Here is a 19,977-nt window from a genome sequence, read left to right as displayed (position 1 = left end):
TGCCAATATCATGACTTTAATCCAGTCAGCAAAGCTGAATGGACTGGATCCGTATGCCTATTTAAGTGATGTGCTGAAAAGGCTGCCGACGCATAAAGTGACCCAAATAGAAGAATTACTGCCACACCGCTGGAAATCCGACCAAAATTAAAAAATAGGCATGGGATTCAGCGGACGCTTACGGTATTTATGGCCATGAACTAAGTCCCCAATTATTTTCAAATGGGGACCAAATTAAGGCTTATCGGATAGATTGGGATGTATCCAAGTAAATACCCCCTAATTTACTTTTATCTCTTTACCACGTTGATAACCATCGACATACTGTTCCAGACGCTGTAAAGCCCAATCAATATCTTCCGGGATCGCCGTTAAAGTATTCAGGCGATCAAACACAGGAAGCAGTTCATCCAGTGCATAATGCTTTTCAAAAGATCTAAGAATACGGCTATGCTGAGTAATTTCGGTGTTTTCTTGATCGATCAGTAATTCTTCATAGAGCTTTTCACCTGGCCGCAAACCGGAATATTGAATTTCAATATCGCCCTTTTGTGAACCTGTTTCACGAACTGTTAATCCACTTAAAGAAATCATTTGCCGTGCAAGATCTTGAATACGAACCGGTTCGCCCATATCGAGCAAAAACACATCACCGCCTTTACCCAATGCACCAGCCTGGATCACCAGCTGTGAAGCTTCTGGAATGGTCATAAAGTAACGAGTGACTTCCGGATGAGTCACGGTAATTGGACCACCTTTAGCAATTTGTTGCTTAAATAATGGTACGACTGAGCCAGAAGAACCCAGCACATTTCCAAAACGTACAATACTGATTTGAGTCCGGTCTTGTGCTTCTGCCATAGCCTGGCAATACAACTCTGCCATACGTTTTGATGCACCCATCACGTTGGTAGGGCGCACGGCTTTGTCGGTTGAAATCAGTACAAAAGTTTCCACCCCTTTTTTCACTGCAGCATTTAAGCTAAATGCTGTACCAATCGCATTGTTTTTTAAACCCGCAATCGGGTTACATTCTACCAAAGGCACATGTTTATAAGCAGCAGCATGATAAACGGTTTGAATGCCATATTGCTCAATGATGCGTTCCAGTTTGGCTTGATCCAGCACCGTACCCAAAATGGGAATAATTTCAATATGGGTATTTAAGTTCAATTCTTTATCAATACTATATAAAGCAAATTCAGTCAGTTCGTAAATCACCAGTTTCTTAGGCTGATTTTTAATAATTTGTCGGCACAATTCTGAACCAATAGAGCCGCCCGCACCCGTCACCATGACCACTTTACTTTGAATATTTTTAGCCAATAATTCCTGAATTGGTGGAACGGGATCACGCCCCAATAAATCAATAATATCAATCTCTTGAATATCTGAAATACGAATTTCGCCATCAACTAATTTAGTTAAACCGGGAATTTCAGTAATTTTAAGATGCGCAGGTTGAAGAAGTTTGACAATTTCATTTTTACGGATGCGATTAACTGAAGGCAAAGCTATGAGTATTTCATCTACATGTTGTTTGGCAAATAAATTTAAAGCATGTGCAGGCGGATAAACTTTTAATCCTCCAATCATTTGACCTGATAAAGAAATATCATCATCAATAAAAAATACTGGAAAATGTTCATCAGAACGATAAAGTGTAGCAGCAACCTGTTGCCCTGCATTACCAGCACCATAAATAGCCACACGTTTACGTGGAATATCCGATTGTAAATAAGACTTCACTACAGTACGAATAATGCCACGACTTACCCATATCCAACTAAACATCAAAAAACCAAACATCATTGGAATAGATGTAGGGATAAATGCCGGGGTAAAATATGCCATTGCATATAGCCCCATGACAGTTAGCACAGTCGCTATGGCAAGCTTTATAATAAAAGCTTCATTAAAGGTACGAACAATAAAGCGATAAACACCACAAAGTGATAAAGCCAGAACCGCTAAAAAACTGACCCATAAAGTACCAAAAGCCAAGTTAGGAACAACTTCTGTACCCAAATCAAACTTACGAATAGCATAGCAAAGCCAAATAAGTACAGGAAAGATCACAAAATCTAAAGCGATAAGAAAGCCTTGTTTTACATGTCTTGGCGCAGTGGCAAATGGAACAATCAGTGATTTCACGGTAAAAGCTTCTTTTTTCAATTCTATAATTTAGCCAGGCTAGCTTGGATCATCGTTCATGACAGCTTAATTCCTAGCATTTAATGAATATTTAACATAATACGGAGAGTATATATTTTACTCTCCTTGGTTCATAAAATATTTAAATTTGCTTAATCACTTGCTGAATGCTCGCTACAGTCTTATCCATATTTTCTTGACTTAAAGTTGGATGCACTAAAAACATTAGGCTGGTTTCACCGAGTTTCTGCGCATTTTGCAGGCGCTGTGCCGGACGCCATGGCGTGCCATCAAACGCATGTTCCAAATAGACTTCTGAACAAGAACCACTAAAACAAGGCACATTCAGTGCATTGATTTCCTGCATGATCCGGTCACGTGACCAACCTTCAGGCAAAGCATCGATATTGACTTGCACATAACATTTATAAGCAGCATGTACATAGTCATCGGATGGGCGATGGACAGTAAAATATGGGCTGTCTGCAAATGCGGTATAAATTTTCTGCATATTGGCAAGCCGTTTTGCAGTCCATTCCGGCATTTTTTTCAGCTGGATACGGCCGATCACACCCTGCATTTCCATCATGCGCCAGTTGGTGCCAAAGGAGTCATGCAGCCAGCGGAAACCTGGTGGATGCTGCTTGTTATAGATACTGTCAAAGTTCTTACCATGATCTTTATAGGACCACATTTTTTTCCACAGGGTTTCGTCATTGGTGGTGACCATGCCACCTTCACCACCTGTGGTCATAATCTTATCCTGACAGAAGGACCAGGCCGCGACATGACCGATTGAACCGGCAGATTTGCCTTTGTATCTTGCCCCATGCGCCTGTGCACAGTCTTCGATCACATACAGGCCTTTCTCTTCAGCCAACTGTATGATCTGATCCATATCACACATCCAGCCTGCCAGATGTACACAGATGATGGCTTTGGTATTCGGGGTCAATACTGCTTCAATGGTACGACGGGAAATATTTTGGGAGTCCAGCTCGACATCGGCAAAAATAGGATTTGCCCCAGCCGTGACAATGGAACTAGCCGAAGCCAAGAAGGTGCGAGAGGTTACAATCACGTCATCCCCTGCACCAATACCCAGTGCCTTTAAAGCCACATCGAGTGCTACCGTTCCATTGGCCAAAGCCACTGCATATTTGGTTTCTGCAAACTGGGAAAATTCTTTTTCAAACTCACGGCACTCTTGCCCTGTCCAATAGTTTACTTTATTGGACAATAAAACCTGGGAAACAGCATCCGCTTCTTCTTGGGTAAAACTTGGCCATGGTTCAAATGCAGTATTTAACATGATGTTTCCTGATTTTTTAAAATTCAAAAACTTATTTTTTCTCTAAAATTCGTGCCGGATTGCCGACTACTGTCACGCCAGGCGGTACGCTTTTGGTGACCACTGCCCCCATGCCCACAACTGCACCTTGACCAATAATTAAAGGTTGGTCTGGTGTCCCCTGTTTGATCACAGCACCTGTCCCAATATAGGCATGGTCTTCAATATGGATATTGCCGTTGCATTTTACCCCGGGAGCAAAGGTAACATAATCGCCAATAATGCAATCATGCGCTACGTAACTATAAATATTGGCATGAAAGAATTTTCCAATTTTAATATTTGACGTCAGACAGGTGAAAGGACAAAGTAAGCTTCCTTCACCGATACTCACTTCATCTAGAATAACTGTATTACCTGCATGAATATCTAAATGCTGAATGTGGTCTTCATTTAAACGCTGGACCAGTTTTTCACGAACTTGACTATTTGCTATAGCAATCGTTACAGCCTTATGAGTATTCGGTTTAGCAAGAAAATCCTGATAACTTAAAACGGCATAGTCATTTAAACTATTGCCGGCTTGTCCATCATCAATAAAAACAAAGCTATCTTTGGCTAAAGTCGGAAATTGCTGGCGAACTAGAGGCATGACCTCTTTACCAAAACCACTTGCGCCATAAACACCAATATATAAAGCTGTCATCATGTTTCATCCTTGTTTTGTGTTCCTGTAAAACGTGTCATTGTCGCCTCACCTTCTGCACTAATATCATCTTTTGCAATTACTTTTTGCACAGTTTTCAGCATGATTTTAAAGTCGAGCCATGTGGACTGATTTTCGACATACCAGGTATCCAGCTTGAACTTTTCTTCCCAGCTTATAGCATTACGACCATTCACTTGCGCGTGTCCGGTCATACCAGGGCGTACATTATGACGCTTAGCTTGTTCCTGGTTATAGAGAGGTAAGTATTCCATCAGTAAGGGACGCGGACCCACTATACTCATATCACCCTTAATCACATTCCACAATTCTGGCATTTCATCCAGACTGGTAGAACGTAGCATTTGACCAAAAGGCGTTAGACGTTCACTGTCCGGCAATGGGTTCCCCTGCTCGTCCACAGCATCTTTCATGGTGCGGAACTTGATCATTTCAAAGGGCTTGCCATGTAAACCGGGACGCACCTGGCGAAACAAGACCGGAGAGCCCAGATTTTTTTTCACTTTGTAAGCAACAAAAGCATAAAGTGGAGAAAGCAGAATAAGTGCTATTGAAGCGATAATAATATCGAGGAGACGTTTTAGCATTTTGAACTCGAAATATTTAGGTGACTACGTTTATAATGTATAGAATAAATGACTATAAAAAGTATCAGACACCATATAAATGGCAGTCTAAGTATAGATGATGGAATCCATACCAGCCAACAAAACAAAATTACACTGAAGATAAAAAATATTTTTTGATTTAACGTTAAAAATTTATTTTTTAAAATTATCCATAAAGAGCAAAATATCAAGCCTAATGAAGTAATAAAAGAAAAAAGACCAAATGCCAAATACATTTCTATAAAAAAACTATGGGGATTTTTATAACCCAATGAATAACTTAAAGGATTTAAATTAAAGTATTCTTGATAATTTCGTGGACCATATCCAACCCATAAAATTTTAAAATTTTCAAAAAATTTTTTATAAATTTCAGTTCTATAAGTGACTGAATTATCTTCATCCAAGGCAAATATTGCTAATTCAAGCCTTACTACAGAACGCTCTAGCCAATTAAAATTAACTAAGAAATTAAAAATTGGTTTTAAAAAATTAGGATTAAAGAGAAAACTAGAAAATACTATACCTAAAATAGAATATAAAACCTTAATATAAGATTTTGAATTCAAGAATAATACTAAAAATAGAATGGTAGTATATCCTACAATAGCGGCACGTGAGGCACTAATAAAAACTACAACTCCCAATAATAGTACTAAAAAATAACCTAAAGCTTTAATTTTTTTATTATGTTCATTTAGAATAAAAAAGAAAGTAATTAATGCACTAAAACATGTCGAAATTACAGCTTGATCGTTAGTATTAAAGAAAACCCCCTTAAAAGCACCTTCCGATACTTCCAACTCTTCATTGCCGATAACTAATTGAACTTTAAAGATCAATTCTAAAAAAAAACCTATTAAAATAATCGAAGATAAAAAAACTAAAAACTGTCTAATTTTTATCAAACAATTATCTTCAAAATATATAATTCCATAAAGAAATAAAGAAATAAAGAAATAAAAAAAAGAATAATCTAATAAATTTTCAATATTAAAATTAAGTATTAAAGAGTTAAATGAAAATAAACACATGATAAGTGAAAATGCTAAAATAATAAAAGCATCTTTAGATAATTTATTAAAAAAAATGCCAACTAAACTTAGCACAAGGAATAAAGGCATAAGTGCAGTGTCAAGTCTAGGGATACCTAATTTTGTGGATAAAGATGGTCCTACTAAAATTAGGCTAGAACTAACATAAAGTAATAAACCATATAATTGATGTTGAGTTATTTTCATCTATTTATCACTAAAAATAAGTTTATCAACTAAATGAGAAATTTCATTATAAGAAATACTTCTTAGAAATCTTTCTTTTGCAATATTTTGATTTACTAATGACATTTTCTCTAGAGTTTCACGATCTTGTGATAACCTAATTAACTGTTTAGCTAAATCTGCAGCATTATTTGCACAATATTGCACTCCACCGCCCAAAGCTAGCAATTCCTTAACTTCTTCAGATTGCTGGCAGCTTATAATAGGTAACCCACAGCAAAAATAATCTGATAGTTTATTAGTAATAGATTGTTGAGCAGATTCTTTAATTGGATTAATAGCAATATCTGAGCTAACCAAAAGTTTCATTGCCTCTTTATAAGATTTAATGCCCAAAAACTTTACATACCCCCCACATTCTCTATTTAAATCCACTAGATTTTTCTCATGTGGTCCTGTGCCTATAAATTGTATATCTATATATTCATGACATAAAGCAGCAGCTTTAACTACAGTATCAAGGTCATAACTACCAGCCATTGTTCCTATATATGTTGCAATAATTTTCTGTACTTTCTGCTCTTTATAATAGTTTTCAAAATGTAAATTATCTGCACCAATATAGACGACTTTTTTTAAATTATCATCAAGATTTTTGACATCACTTCTTTTTAAATATGTATTTGAAACTGCGACCAAACCATCAGCCAAACTATAGGTGGTATTTGCATATCTAGTAATAGGAGATAATATTTTTTGAACTATAACATTTGAGAATATAGGAATTGGTCCTGATATTGCTTCTGGCCATATATCCTGTACATCAATAATTAATTTATATCCATATTTTTTTTTATATCTCCCTAAAATATAATTAGTTTTTATTAGCGGATAAGCTGAATATACCAGATCAATAGGTTGATTATATGAGGCCAGAAATTGTTCAAATTTTTTACAGAAAATATGATGACTTAACAATCTTTTAAAAGATACATTTTTTTGATAACCGGGTTCATCAATCAAAATAACTTTAAAATCTTGCATGTTTGGATTTTGAGCACGAATAGACTTTAAAATATGACAAAATTTACTCGTGACAAGAGTTACACTATATTTTTGACTCAATTTTTTAGCAACAGCGATAAAACGATTGGCTCCAGGTTCATTTGGAAATGTAATATAAGGTGCAACTATCAAAATATGTTTTTTAATTAGCATTTCTCAATCCTTTAATTGAATTTTTAATAACTTGCAAATCAGTTGATTGAGGTATTAGGTTTCTAATAACTTTCACACCAGTTACTTTATTAAATGCATATGCACGTAATAAAAAATCAGAAAAATAAGCTATTGAGGTAGCTATAGCTGCTCCCTTAACACCCAAATAAGGAATTAAAAACAGACTTAAAATCACATTAATTAGCAATACCCAACAAGCATTATGCAAATTAATATTTGCCAACCCCCGAGCTGCTAAGTCATTAGCTAAAATCCTAGACGGGGTCCAAGCCAATATACCTGGGAGTAATAATAATGCCACTACTATAGACTGAATATATTCAACACCAAAAAATAAATTTATCAGAATAGGCAACAGTAATGAAAAAATAAAACCTAATAAAAACGTAAAAAACAGAGTTATTCTTGCAATATCTATAGTCGATTTTGCCAAATCTTTAGAATTTTCTTCATTTAAATTATGAGTTATTTTAGGTAAAAATATAGTACTCACAGCCTGTGATGGTAACCATAATTTCTCTACCAATTGTAAGCCTACAGTGTATATACCAACCAAAGCGGGTGAAGTGAAAAAACCTAATATAAACAAAGAAGAACGATAGTTCAATAAAGTTACAATATTGCTTAGATGAGATTTAACACTATAACCCATAAATTCCTTATAAAATTTTATTAATGAGTAGGTTCTAATCTCAATATTTTTCAATAAAACAATTATAATAATAAAAAATGTAATAAAATTAGCGAGAGTATAAGCATAAAGCATACTTAAAATATCGGAATAAAATATTATTACACCCAAGGTAACTAGAAGCATAAGCACAGGTTGTAGAATACAAATAATATTAAAAATATTAAACTTTTGAGTTGCTTGTAATATTGAAGGCAATACTGTAGTAAACGTTAAGGGAGTTAATGATAATGTTGCTAGATATAATAAATCTACCGGTATTTGAGGAAAGGCCCAGTTAGCATAAAAAGATAAAAAAATACAACAACCTATTGTGCCTATTATTGATATTATCAGTAAACTTAATAAGTTCACATACAATACCTCTGCTTCTTTTACCTTGTTTCTACCAATACTAAAAATATTAGCACTTTGCAAGCCAAAACTTAGAACTTGAGATAATAAAGATGGTATTAGAATTGCTAATGTATACTGTCCCATTCCCCCTACATTTAAAGTACGAGCAATTATAATCAAAGTTAAAATTTGACAAAGACCTGCAAATATCTGTCTAAAAAAAGTTGTTGAAACTAGTTTAAGCATTGATACTCTCTGCAATACAGTGCTTATATATTTCTTTTACTCTTGAAATAAAAGCTTTTTCTGAAAAACGCTCTAAGCATCTTTGTCGAATGGAGTCGGAATCGTATAATTCAGGATTTTCCCCTACTTCTTTCATAGCTTGAGCTAAAGCATTCGCATCCGCAACTTCAACTAATATTCCATCTCCAGAAACTATAATGGATTCTGGCCCACCACATTTAGTAGCAACGACAGGTGTACCCTGTGATAATGCCTCAATCACAACAACACCAAATGTTTCTACATGACTAGAAAGGAGAAAACATATACTTTCTGCCATAAGTAGTCGCACGTTCTCTCTAGGCAATGCTCCTGCAAATGTGACAGCTTCTTCAATATTTAGGGTTTGAGCTAATTTTTGTAAATTTTCTCTTTCGGGACCATCACCACCTAATATTAATTTAACTTCAGGTTTTTCCTTATACACTATAGAAAAAGCTTTAAGTAAAATATCAAAACCTTTATTAGGGTGCAGTCTTGCTACGGCACAAAATTGGTATTTTTTTTTGAATAGTGAACTGCTTTTAGAAAACTGATTATCTAATAAGTTTGGTAAAACTTTCCATTCAGTATTTAAAAGTTTTTTCTCCAATAAACTTGCCAATGCTTGACTAACAGCAAAACAAAAATTTGAAGAGTTAGCTGCTTGCGTAAGATAGCCCCACTGCCAATCAGAAATCAGTTTTCGTGCGAATGTAGAACTATGCTCTGTCACGCAATAAGGTATATTATACTTTTTATGTATTTCAAGGGCCAACGGTCCTGCCAATAATAAACTATGTACATGGATAACATCAGGCTTCCCTTGCTCTTTAATATATCTTTCAAAAAGCTTTAGACCTGCTTTTACCCATCTATGTAGATCTAAATATGGCACTTTAGGAAAACAAAATACACCATGTTTAAAATAGGTTGGAATATTATTATCCATCCAGATTTCTGTTGCATAACTTCCTGTAATTGCCTTAACACCCTGTCTCAAAGACCTAAACTGCGGAGCAACAACACCAACTTGTATCCCAGCTCTTGACAGGGCATGTACCTGCTCTCTGAAAAAACAGCCATTTAAGTCTTCGTTATTTAATGGATACCAAGATGGTAAAATCAAAACATGCATTTATAATTCCTCGTATAAAGAAATTAATTTTTTTGCATAATTTTGAGGGTCACATTCCTTTATAATCAAATTATAAGCATTTTCTACATATATTTCAGTTTGCTGTTTATTCTCAATCGTTTGTAAGATTGCTTTTGCCATAGCTTCGGTATTTCTCGGCTCAACCAAACAACCCGTTTGATTGTTAATGACAATTTCACCAATAGCTGAAGCAGCATAGGCACATACTGGAGTTTTTGTTAGCATTGCTTCTACAATTGCATTAGATACCCCTGCACCAGAATCACCATCTACAACAATAGGGCTAACAAAAACATCTACCTTTTGCATGAAATCTTCAACATCCACAATATTGCCCATAAAGCTGATTTTATGTTGAATATTCATATTCTCAGCTAAACATTCCAATTCTTTTCTATGCGGTCCATCACCACCAATAATAAACTGAATATTTTGCGGAAATTCTTTGGACTCATTTATATATTTAGCTATTTCTAAAAATAAATCCACACACCTATCCGCTCTTAAAGCCGATAATGTGCCAACTGTAATAAAATTTTTAGACAATTTTTCTTTAGGTGCAGTATCCGGATTTAATCGATAAGCATTATAAACATAAGATGTATGTAGCGGTTCAAATCCATATCGAATTAATTTTTTTTGTTCTAATTTACAATTACCCAACCCTCTAATATCCATTCTATTAAATAAAGGTACAACATATTTATAAGTTGAGTGATTTAACCCTCGAGAGGTCCAGAATATTTTTAGATTTTTATTTTTTGAAAAAAATTTAGCCACCCATAACATAGGTATAGGCCTAGCCATTTGTGCATGTATCACATTAACATGGTATTTATTTACCACATAAATAACTTTTAATATGTATTGCAATATTTTTATTGGATTTTTCGTATGAGATATTACATCAAACTGTTTAATATCTAATTGATTAATCGATTCAGATAAAGGGCCTTTCTTACCCAAGACATAAACATCTTGAACATATGATTTCAGTTCTTTGGCTGTGATATAAGTTGCTATTTCTGTTCCACCAACTTTCCCCATATCACTTACTAATAAAACACGTAATTCTTCATTATTAGTCATGTAGAGCTCCAAATGAGCTTACAATTTTCTCTTGCGCTTCAACAGTCAAATAAGGATGCATCGGCAAACTCATTACACGTTCAGCGACCAAATCACCTACAGATAACACTGCATTATCATCTGCTACAGCAGGCTGTTTATTTAAGGGAATTGGATAATGCACCGCAGTCGGAATACCCTGAGATTTCAACTTCTCTTGTACTTCGCTACGATTATCTACTTGAATCGTATATTGCGCCCATGCACTTTGGTTATGCATTTCAATAAACGGAGTTGTTAAAATACCTGCTTCATTGAAAAGCTTAGTATAAGTATCCGCTACACGCTGACGTGCCTGCATTTCATCGTCCAAAATTGCCAGTTTGGGTAACAAAATAGCCGCTTGCAACGTATCTAAACGACTATTCACCCCAACACGAATGTGGTGATAACGTCTGTCTTGCCCATGACGTGCAATCTGACGAATCACTTTCGCTAACTCTTCATTGTTAGTAAAAATAGCACCACCATCACCATAACAACCCAAAGGCTTACTTGGGAAAAAGCTAGTGCATGCCACGGTACTTAAATTACAGCTTTTACGCCCTTTATAAGTCGCACCAAAACTTTGCGCAGCATCTTCAATCACGGGAATATTATATTTAGCCGCAATTGCATTAATCGCATCAAAATCAGCACATTGTCCATACAGACTTACTGGAATAATGGCTTTAGTGCGTGGTGTAATAGCTGCTTCTAGTTTTTCTACATCTAAGTTGTAGGTTTTTGGGTTCACATCTACATAAATAGGTGTTGCACCCAATATAGCAACTGTTTCAGCAGTCGCAATATAAGTGAATCCAGGAGTAATGACTTCATCGCCTGGACCAATACCAAATGCCATTTGTGCAATTTGTAAAGCATCAGTACCATTAGCACAGGTAATACAGTATTTTGCACCGACATAGGCTGCCAGTTTTTCTTCAAGCTCTTTAACTTCAGGACCAAGAATATACTGACCATGCGCCAATACATTTTGAATACCTGCATCAATTTCAGCTTTAATACGTGACTGCTGTGCTTTTAAATCAATAAATTCAATCATTGCTAAGAGACCTTTTAAAGTTCTTTAAAAACTTTTGATGTGGTATAGCAAAGTTACCCGTCACAGTTTCACCCTGTTTTACGCCACGAGTTACAACTGCCCCCAAAGTAATAAAACAATTGTCTTCCAATACAATACGGTTCGTAATCACTGAAGAAGGGCCAATCCAAACATTATTACCAATATCTACATTTCCTCCGATCATCGCATGAGCAACAATTAAACATTCTTTTCCACACTGCACACCGTGCGCATAATGAATAAAGGCATCTAATTTGGTACTTTCACCAATTATTGTTGGTCGATATGAAAATCCTTTTGCTACATGACTATTCGCACCAATCTCAACATTATCATGAATAATAACTTCACCATTATGTGCTACAGATAAAATTCCACGAGTAGTCTTTTTATGCTCAAATCCATCAGTACCAAGTACACTACCAGCACGAATAATGACATTATCTCCAATAGTTACATCAGAGAGAATTGTTACATTTGGATCAATTTGGCAATTCTTACCAATTTTAACTCCTACAGGGCTAATATACGCTTGGGAGCTTATTTCACTACTAGAGTCAATAATTGTTGTCTGTCTTTCCTGGTTTTTCGCCAAGTAATCAACAATAGAGAAAAAAAACCACTTTGGCTCATCAACTACTATTAAATCAATATCTGCTCGAATTAAACCACTTGAAGCAATTTCTTGAGTACAAAAAATACCTTTTATACTATTATTACTATTTAATTGAGGCACATACTTTTGATCCTCAATGAATGATAACAAGTTATTTTCTGAGGTAGTAACTAATAACCCCACATCATCATAATTAAACATATTTTGAAAAAGCTGGTGAGTCGCTTGTAAAACCACATCATTTGTAATTTTCATTAGTTTTTCACCTTTGCTAATAAAGGGTGTGGGTTACTTGGATTTTCAACAACTGGAGCAACACGAATCACTTCAACCGTTTCAATTGCAGCACGGTTTTCTTCCACACCATAGCCTTTACCTTCCAAAATACGCTGGTAACTTTGCGTATGTAAGTCTGTAAAACCACCTGAAAATTCAAGTTCTTCATTTTCAATGGTAATACTACGGTAGGTTAATTTTTCACCTTGTACCGCATTTTCTGGTAAGTTCTTGGCATCAATCGACAAGAACCAACGTACACGGGCACGTTCATATTCCAGATAACCTGATGCTGTTTTTTCATCACGAAAATGCACTTCATTTTTTACAATTTTGCCAAAAATAAAATGCAACATGTCGTAGAAGTGAACACCAATATTAGTTGCTACACCACCCGATTTTTTGTCTACGCCTTTCCAAGATTTTAAGTACCACTTACCACGTGAAGTCAGATACGTTAAATCAACATCAAAGACTTTATCTGTTGGTGCTGCTTGTACCTTGTCACGTAATGCAATAATAGAGGGATGCAAACGCAATTGAAGAATAGAGTTTACTTTTGCACCATATTGTTTTTCGTACTCTGCTAGCATATTTAAATCTTCAGAGTTTAAAACTAACGGCTTTTCACAAATCACTTCAATGCCGTTTTTTAATGCATATTTCATATGCGGCGCGTGTAAATAGTTTGGTGAACATATCGCAACATAATCCAGCTTTTCACCTTTTAATTTTTGATCTTCCACATATGCTTCAAATTCTTCAAATTCGGTAAAAAACTCTGCTTCTGGAAAATGACTATCCATAATACCCACAGAATCATTTACATCCATTGCAGCCGATAAAGTATTCCCGGTTTCCTTAATCGCTTTTAAATGACGTGGAGCGATATATCCCGCAGCACCAATAAGGGCAAATTTTTTCATGATAAATAACTTCTTTTAAATTTCTAAATTAAAGACGGAAAACTGTAAAGCCTTGAGCAGTCATGTCATCTTGATTAAACAGACTTTTTACATCTGCCAAGACAGGTTGTTCAGTTTTTACAAAGGCACGTAATTGCTCAGGACTTAAAGCGCGAAATTGATGATGTCCAACAGCAACAATTAAACTATCTACAGGATGTTCAGCATCTACCTGTACCAGCTCAATACCGTATTCATGCTTAACTTCTTCAGTATCTGCCCAAGGGTCACACACAGATACTTTTATTCCCCATTGTTCAAACTCTTTAATCACATCTACAATTTTACTATTACGAATATCTGGACAGTTTTCTTTAAAAGTGATCCCTAAAATACCAACAGTTGCTTGAGTCACATCAATATTATTTTTGACCATTCTTTTAATTGTCGCACGTGCCACATAACGTGCCATATTGTCATTAATACGACGACCAGCCAAAATCACTTGTGGGTTGTAACCAACTTCTTCCGCCTTATGGGTTAAATAATATGGATCCACCCCAATACAATGTCCCCCAACCAAACCGGGACGGAAAGGCAAGAAGTTCCATTTACTGCCAGCTGCCTCTAAAACATCTATAGTATCAATTCCAAGACGCTCGAAAATTACTGACAACTCATTTACCAAGGCAATATTCAAATCACGTTGCGTATTTTCAATGACTTTTGCAGCCTCTGCTACTTTAATACTTGCAGCTTTATGTGTACCTGCTGTAATAATGCTGTTATAAACAGCATCTACCAAGTCAGCAACGATCGGCGTACTGCCACTGGTGATTTTTTTAATTTTAGTTAGGGTATTTATTTTATCACCCGGATTAATTCGTTCAGGGCTATAGCCAGCAAAGAAATCTTCATTAAATTTAAGGCCTGATACTTTCTCTAAAACTGGAATACAGATTTCTTCAGTAGCACCTGGGTATACAGTCGATTCATAAACCACAACATCCCCAGCTTTTAGCACTTTGCCAATAGTTTCACTGGCTTTTTGTAATGGGGTCAAATCAGGACGGTTAACATTGTCAATGGGTGTAGGCACAGTGACAATAAAAAAATTACAGCTCTTTAAATCTTCAAAATTTGCAGAATAACTCAGTTGATTAGCTTGTTTTAATTCTTCTTGGGAAACTTCGAAAGTATGATCTTGGCCATTTTTGAGTTCATCAATTCGTTTTTGGTAGATATCAAAACCCACTACAGGCACTTTTTTTCCAAATTCTACCGCTAAAGGTAAGCCGACATAGCCTAAACCAATCACGGCAATCTTGAGTTCTGACAAAGTTAGCATTTTTGAGCCTTGCTTATTTATATAATCTAAGAGTGTAAGTAAATGAAAAACGACTAGAACTATACCAGAAAAATTAAGGATTTTTTATTACTAATTTTATATATAAATCAATAAAAAAATACTCAATTTTCTGAATAAGAAGAAATTCTCCTATCTCTTTAAAGTTAAAGCCAACATTCAGATTCGTATGAGTATATATCATCTATTTATTCACCTTAAATAGATTACAATTTATTATTTTTTTTTTGTAATTAGAAAGGTAGAATAGCATAAGTAAATTTTCTAATAATTTTTACAATAGGGTTTAGAGTGAGAATAATTCAATATACTGCTTTATTGATTGTAAGTTGCTTCATATCAGGCTGTGCGATCACTTCCGGTTTACAAACTTATGATTTGCCAAAGGAAGGAGTTTATCAAACTGATTTAGGCACACAAGTCAATGTGATTCAACTCACTCAAGAATCGTTATTCGCAGCACAACCTGCTGAAATCAACATTCATCAAAATTATGCACATTTATTTAATAATTCCACCAAAAATTATAAGTTGAGTCCTGGAGATATACTATCCATTTATTTATGGGCTTATCCAGAAATAACCCCTCAGACATCAAATATAAGTAATAATCAATCAGCACAAGCGAACGGTTATCAAATAGATCAAAATGGTTATATTCAGTTCCCAATTATTGGGCGCTATAAAGTGGCTGGAAAGTCTCTTTCTCAAGTGAATACTGAATTACGTAATCAACTGTCACGATATTTAAGAACTCCTGATGTAATAATAAGAGTATTAGCATATCAAGGTAAGTATTTTTCAGTACAAGGAAATGTACAACAGAGTGGTCGATTCTTTTTAAGTGACCAACCTCTTAGTCTTTATGCGGCTATAGGTATGGCCGGAGGTATTAACTCTGAAACAGGGGATAAAACTTCCTTAATATTAGTAAGAGATGGTCAAAGTTATTATCTTAATACTTTAGAATTAGAAAAAGCAGGTTATTCTCTACATAACTTAATAATTCAACCAAATGATACCTTATATGTAAATGCCCGTGAAAATCAAAAAGTTTATGTAATGGGAGAGTCTGGAAATAACCGAGCTGTTTCTATGCGTGAACAAGGCATGAGCCTAAGTGATGTGTTAGGTGAAAGTTTAGGTTTAAATCCTCTATCAGCTAGTCGCAGTAAAATTTATGTGGTACGTAGTCAACCTAATAGCGCACATACCGAAGTGTATCATATGGACTTGACTAGTATAGCTGACTTTGGCTTAGCCAATCAGTTCAAAATGCGCAGTAATGATATTGTATATGTCGATGCTTCTGGACTTGCTCGTTGGCAACGTGTGGTTAATCAGGTTATTCCTTTTTCTAGTCTGATTAATACGGCTAATAGTTTAGGCAATTAATATGAATATTCAGAATATTCTTGTTGTTTGCGTAGGCAATATCTGTCGTAGTCCAATGGCTGAGTATTTATTAAAACAGCAGTATCCGCGGCTTTATATCGAGTCTGCCGGGATTTCCGGTTTAACCGGCCATCCTGCAGATCAAAAGGCTACACTTTGTATGCAGCGTTTGGGTATTGATATGAGTGCTCATAGTGCCAAAAAGTTGAATACGGACCTGATTAAAAAGGCCGATCTGATTTTAGTAATGAGTCAAAATCAGCAAAAGCATGTAGAGCAAACATGGCCTTTTGCGAAAGGAAAAACTTTCCGCTTAGGACATTGGCAAGGCAGAAACGTTCCTGACCCCTTCCAGCATGAGCAATTGGTCTTTGATAAAACCTGTCAGTTAATACAAGCTTGTATTAGCGACTGGACACAACATATTTAACTTTTTGATAGCAAAATTATGAGCCAAAATACCAATACTGAAGATACCATTGATTTAAAAGCACTATTCTTTTCACTCATTGCTCAATGGAAACTTATCGCACTCTGCATCATTTTAAGTCTGGTTTGTGCACTGTTATATTTAAGAATGACTCCGGATACCTATTCAGTGGATGCTCTCGTTCAAATTGAGCAAAAACGAGGTACATCTACAGCTCTACTAGGAGAAGAACTATCAAAAGTCCTAGACCAAAACTCCCCTGCACAGCCTGAAATTGAAATTTTAAAATCCCGTTTAATATTAGGCACCGTCATTGATCATTTAAATTTAAATATTCAAGTGTCAGGCACGGAAGATACTATCTGGAATAGACTTTTAGCAAAACATGAATATTCTACAAAATATACTGAAAAGTCAGTTATATTTAAAGACAACCAAAAAAAATTTGATATTCAACATTTTGAAGTACCTGATTATTTTAAAGATAAAAATTTATTACTGAATTTTTATCAAAATAAATACACAATTACTGATGAAAAAACAAATCAAGTAATATTCTCTGCCCCTCTCAATCAAACCAGTGAGTTACAGTCTGAATATGGGCGCTGGAAAGTTGCCATTTTTACTCAAGACCGGTTGGATGTACCTTATCTGATTCAGAAACAATCCTTACCTGCTGCGGTGAAATTGATTCTTAGCAATTACTCGGTGATGGAAAAAGGGAAAATGACTGGTGTACTGGGACTTAATTATCAAGGTTCAGATAAACAGCATATTACACAGATATTGAATGCCATTTTAGTTACCTATAATCAGCAAAATATTGAACGTCGCTCTGCAGAAACAGCTCAAACCCTAAAATTCTTAGATGAACAATTACCTAAACTTCGCCAACAATTAGATGTGGCAGAACTAGAATTTAATAGATTTCGTCAACAATATAATACTGTAGATATTACAAAAGAGTCCGAGCTATATCTAACGCAAAATATAGAGTTAGAAACAACTCGTATTGAATTAGAACAAAAACTGGCGGAAGCTTCTGCAAAATACACCAATGAACATCCGGTGATGCAGCAAATGAATGCTCAACTGGGCGCAATCAATAAGAAAATTGCCGAGCTGAATGGCACCTTAAAACAGTTGCCAGACTTGCAACGCCGCTATTTACAGCTTTACCGTGAAGTTGAAGTCAAACAGCAGCTTTATAAGGCCCTGCTTAACTCATACCAGCAATTGCGTATTGCCAAAGCTGGTGAAATTGGCAATGTCCGGGTTGTAGATACAGCTGTATTGCCAATTGAACCTATTAAACCAAAGAAACTGCAAATTTTAATTTTGGCCATATTCCTGGGTGGTTTCTTGGGAACCTTACTGGCTTTATTACGCAATATGATGCGCTCAGGGATTAAAGATGCTGATCAAATTGAAAATGAACTGGATTTGCCGGTCTATGCCACTGTTCCACGTTCACCGATTCAAGAAAGTCGGATTAAGCTTCTGAAAAAGAAAAAGCACATTCCTATCTTAGCCATTAAAAATAGCGATGATATTGCGATTGAAAGCTTACGCAGTATGCGTACCGCCATTCACTTTGCATTAAGTAAAGCCAAAAACAATATCATCATGATTGCTGGTCCTTCCCCTGAAGTAGGTAAATCTTTTATTTCTGCAAACTTGGCGACAATTTTGGCGCAAAGTAATAAGCGGGTATTAATTATTGATGGGGATATGCGTCGTGGTTATTTACACAGATATTTTAATCAGGACAACCAATCCGGTTTGGCTGAATATTTAAATGGTCAACAAGCACTTGAAGGTATTGTTAAATCTACTGATGTTCCCCATCTGGATGTGATTACTCGTGGCAAAAGTCCGGTGAATCCTTCAGAGCTTTTAAGTTCGGCAAAATTCTCGGAACTGCTAGAGCAAATTTCACCCCGTTATGATCATGTTATTATCGACACCCCACCTGTACTGGCAGTAACAGATAGTATTATCATTTCACAATATGCGGGTGTGAATTTAGTCATCGTACGATATGCAAAATCACAGATCAAACAACTGGAATTAACTGTCAATCGTTTTGAACAAGTCAATGTTAAGGTCAATGGCTTTATTCTAAATGATATTCAACGTGGCTCGGGCGCTTATGGCTATGGCTATGGCTATGGCTATACTTATGATTATAAAGCCTCAAAAGACAATGATTAAATCTTTTTTATTCATACTCAAAATCCTGCTTAAGCCAATCATTTCCTTACTCGAATGGTTGGCTTGTTTTGGTGGCATAATTGTTAAGCACATAAAGAGGCATAAATTCCAACTAAGTAGCCTTCAATGCTTCTCGCTTTACTCGTCACCAAATGACATTCCCTTTTAACAGACTGAATAAAGTCTCTATTTTATTTCGTTGTTTTAGGTGATATTCATCTGATATTGAGAGTGGTACAGATTTCATATTTTTTCAGTGATAGGTAATTAAATCAGTACGTTGTGACTTTAATCTGCTCTTCAATTCCTGACTGATATAGCCACGATCAGCATAGAGCTTTGCTTTTAATCCTTCTACCAACCGTTCAACCATTTTAATATCTGCTGTATGCCCATTCGATAAAGCTGTACTGACAAGCTCGCCTGACTGACTCATGATTAAATGCAGCTTATAGCCAAAGAACCAGCCCATTGAGCTTTTATCGCGTGTTGCAATCGCTGCTAGAGATTTATGCCGTTGAATACGCTGATTTTTGCATACAGGTAGCGTAGTCGAATCGATCCATAAATAACTGATCTGACAATCTTTCATCAAGGCAAAAAAAGTATGCCGTGCCAATCGATATGCTCTGATGAGATACCCCATCCTCTGGTAACAGGGTAAATCTCTAAAGAGTTGACTGTGATGGTATTTTAATAAAAAAAAATGCTTTGAAATTATTGAAATGAGAGCATTTATACAAAATGGCGATAAGCATGATTTCTGAAACTCTTCATTGAGAATGATCGTAAGCGTCCGCTGAACACACCTTCTGAATTCATCCTATAAGCCTTAATTTAGTCCCCACTTAGAAACAAGTGGGGACTTAAATTTATGACTACAAATAATCAG

The 19,977-nt window shown here is 35.7% G+C and carries 17 protein-coding genes and 1 pseudogene; 4 read left to right on the top strand and 14 right to left on the bottom strand.

Annotated elements, in window-relative coordinates; translation table 11 throughout:
• A partial coding sequence (locus ACE01T_RS14315) for a transposase domain-containing protein (protein WP_019838351.1) occupies window positions 1–151 on the top strand: 151 nt, incomplete at its 5' end.
• Between the two features lie 128 nt (window positions 152–279).
• Here the strand turns inward: ACE01T_RS14315 and ACE01T_RS14310 are convergent.
• The 13 genes from ACE01T_RS14310 to tviB all read right to left on the bottom strand — a co-directional run bounded on the left by ACE01T_RS14310 (window position 280) and on the right by tviB (window position 15,028).
• A complete protein-coding gene (locus tag ACE01T_RS14310) occupies window positions 280–2,154 on the bottom strand; it encodes a polysaccharide biosynthesis protein (protein ID WP_395519523.1) in 1,875 nt (624 codons plus the stop codon).
• A gap of 142 nt (window positions 2,155–2,296) precedes the next feature.
• Complete coding sequence (locus ACE01T_RS14305) at window positions 2,297–3,466, bottom strand: DegT/DnrJ/EryC1/StrS family aminotransferase (protein WP_395519522.1); 1,170 nt, start codon at window positions 3,464–3,466, stop codon at window positions 2,297–2,299.
• A 31-nt stretch (window positions 3,467–3,497) separates the two neighbouring features.
• A complete protein-coding gene (locus tag ACE01T_RS14300; protein WP_395519524.1) occupies window positions 3,498–4,151 on the bottom strand; it encodes an acetyltransferase in 654 nt (217 codons plus the stop codon).
• Window positions 4,151–4,759, bottom strand: coding sequence for a sugar transferase (locus ACE01T_RS14295; RefSeq protein WP_395519521.1), 609 nt, complete (start codon window positions 4,757–4,759; stop codon window positions 4,151–4,153). The genes ACE01T_RS14300 and ACE01T_RS14295 overlap by 1 nt, the downstream gene beginning before the upstream one ends.
• Window positions 4,753–6,021, bottom strand: coding sequence for an O-antigen ligase family protein (locus ACE01T_RS14290; protein WP_395519520.1), 1,269 nt, complete (start codon window positions 6,019–6,021; stop codon window positions 4,753–4,755). Before ACE01T_RS14290 ends, ACE01T_RS14295 begins: the two co-directional genes overlap by 7 nt.
• Window positions 6,022–7,218: a glycosyltransferase gene (locus ACE01T_RS14285; protein WP_395519519.1), complete on the bottom strand. Its 1,197-nt coding sequence runs from the start codon at window positions 7,216–7,218 to the stop codon at window positions 6,022–6,024. It lies immediately after the preceding gene.
• Window positions 7,208–8,512, bottom strand: a complete 1,305-nt coding sequence (locus ACE01T_RS14280; protein WP_395519518.1) for a flippase — start codon at window positions 8,510–8,512, stop codon at window positions 7,208–7,210. Before ACE01T_RS14280 ends, ACE01T_RS14285 begins: the two co-directional genes overlap by 11 nt.
• A complete protein-coding gene (locus ACE01T_RS14275) occupies window positions 8,505–9,668 on the bottom strand; it encodes a glycosyltransferase (protein ID WP_395519517.1) in 1,164 nt (387 codons plus the stop codon). The genes ACE01T_RS14280 and ACE01T_RS14275 overlap by 8 nt, the downstream gene beginning before the upstream one ends.
• Entirely contained in the window at window positions 9,669–10,778 is a 1,110-nt protein-coding gene (locus tag ACE01T_RS14270) for a glycosyltransferase (RefSeq protein ID WP_395519516.1), read from the bottom strand.
• Window positions 10,771–11,862, bottom strand: a complete 1,092-nt coding sequence (locus ACE01T_RS14265) for a DegT/DnrJ/EryC1/StrS family aminotransferase (protein ID WP_395519515.1) — start codon at window positions 11,860–11,862, stop codon at window positions 10,771–10,773. Before ACE01T_RS14265 ends, ACE01T_RS14270 begins: the two co-directional genes overlap by 8 nt.
• Window positions 11,855–12,754 (bottom strand): DapH/DapD/GlmU-related protein, encoded by a 900-nt coding sequence (locus ACE01T_RS14260; protein ID WP_395519514.1) that lies wholly within the window; start codon window positions 12,752–12,754, stop codon window positions 11,855–11,857. The genes ACE01T_RS14265 and ACE01T_RS14260 overlap by 8 nt, the downstream gene beginning before the upstream one ends.
• The gene (locus tag ACE01T_RS14255; protein ID WP_395519513.1) at window positions 12,754–13,701 is read right to left on the bottom strand and encodes a Gfo/Idh/MocA family protein; all 948 of its coding nucleotides are present in this window, start codon (window positions 13,699–13,701) and stop codon (window positions 12,754–12,756) included. Before ACE01T_RS14255 ends, ACE01T_RS14260 begins: the two co-directional genes overlap by 1 nt.
• 28 nt (window positions 13,702–13,729) lie before the next feature.
• Window positions 13,730–15,028: a Vi polysaccharide biosynthesis UDP-N-acetylglucosamine C-6 dehydrogenase TviB gene (tviB, locus tag ACE01T_RS14250; RefSeq protein WP_395519512.1), complete on the bottom strand. Its 1,299-nt coding sequence runs from the start codon at window positions 15,026–15,028 to the stop codon at window positions 13,730–13,732.
• Window positions 15,029–15,337: 309 nt separating this feature from the next.
• On the opposite strand from tviB, the gene ACE01T_RS14245 reads away from it, so the two are divergent.
• Genes ACE01T_RS14245 through ACE01T_RS14235 form a run of 3 tightly spaced genes read left to right on the top strand, consistent with a single transcriptional unit; the run spans window position 15,338 to window position 19,085 of the window.
• Window positions 15,338–16,441, top strand: a complete 1,104-nt coding sequence (locus tag ACE01T_RS14245) for a polysaccharide biosynthesis/export family protein (RefSeq protein ID WP_395519511.1) — start codon at window positions 15,338–15,340, stop codon at window positions 16,439–16,441.
• A 1-nt stretch (window position 16,442) separates the two neighbouring features.
• Complete coding sequence (locus ACE01T_RS14240; RefSeq protein ID WP_395519510.1) at window positions 16,443–16,871, top strand: low molecular weight protein-tyrosine-phosphatase; 429 nt, start codon at window positions 16,443–16,445, stop codon at window positions 16,869–16,871.
• 18 nt (window positions 16,872–16,889) lie between these two features.
• Window positions 16,890–19,085 carry a polysaccharide biosynthesis tyrosine autokinase gene (locus ACE01T_RS14235; RefSeq protein WP_395519509.1) on the top strand — a complete coding sequence of 732 codons (2,196 nt, stop codon included), beginning with the start codon at window positions 16,890–16,892 and terminating at the stop codon, window positions 19,083–19,085.
• Window positions 19,086–19,168: 83 nt separating this feature from the next.
• On the opposite strand, the pseudogene ACE01T_RS14230 reads toward ACE01T_RS14235, so the two are convergent.
• Window positions 19,169–19,855, bottom strand: a pseudogene (locus ACE01T_RS14230) (IS982 family transposase); the annotation flags it as partial.
• Between the last annotated feature and the right edge of the window lie 122 nt (window positions 19,856–19,977).

The sequence above is a fragment of the Acinetobacter uliginosus genome, from assembly GCF_044130295.1.
In the GTDB taxonomy this organism is placed as follows: Bacteria; Pseudomonadota; Gammaproteobacteria; order Pseudomonadales; family Moraxellaceae; genus Acinetobacter.
Note: the sequence above shows the minus strand (reverse complement) of the source record. Positions and strands in the feature narration are given on the sequence as shown.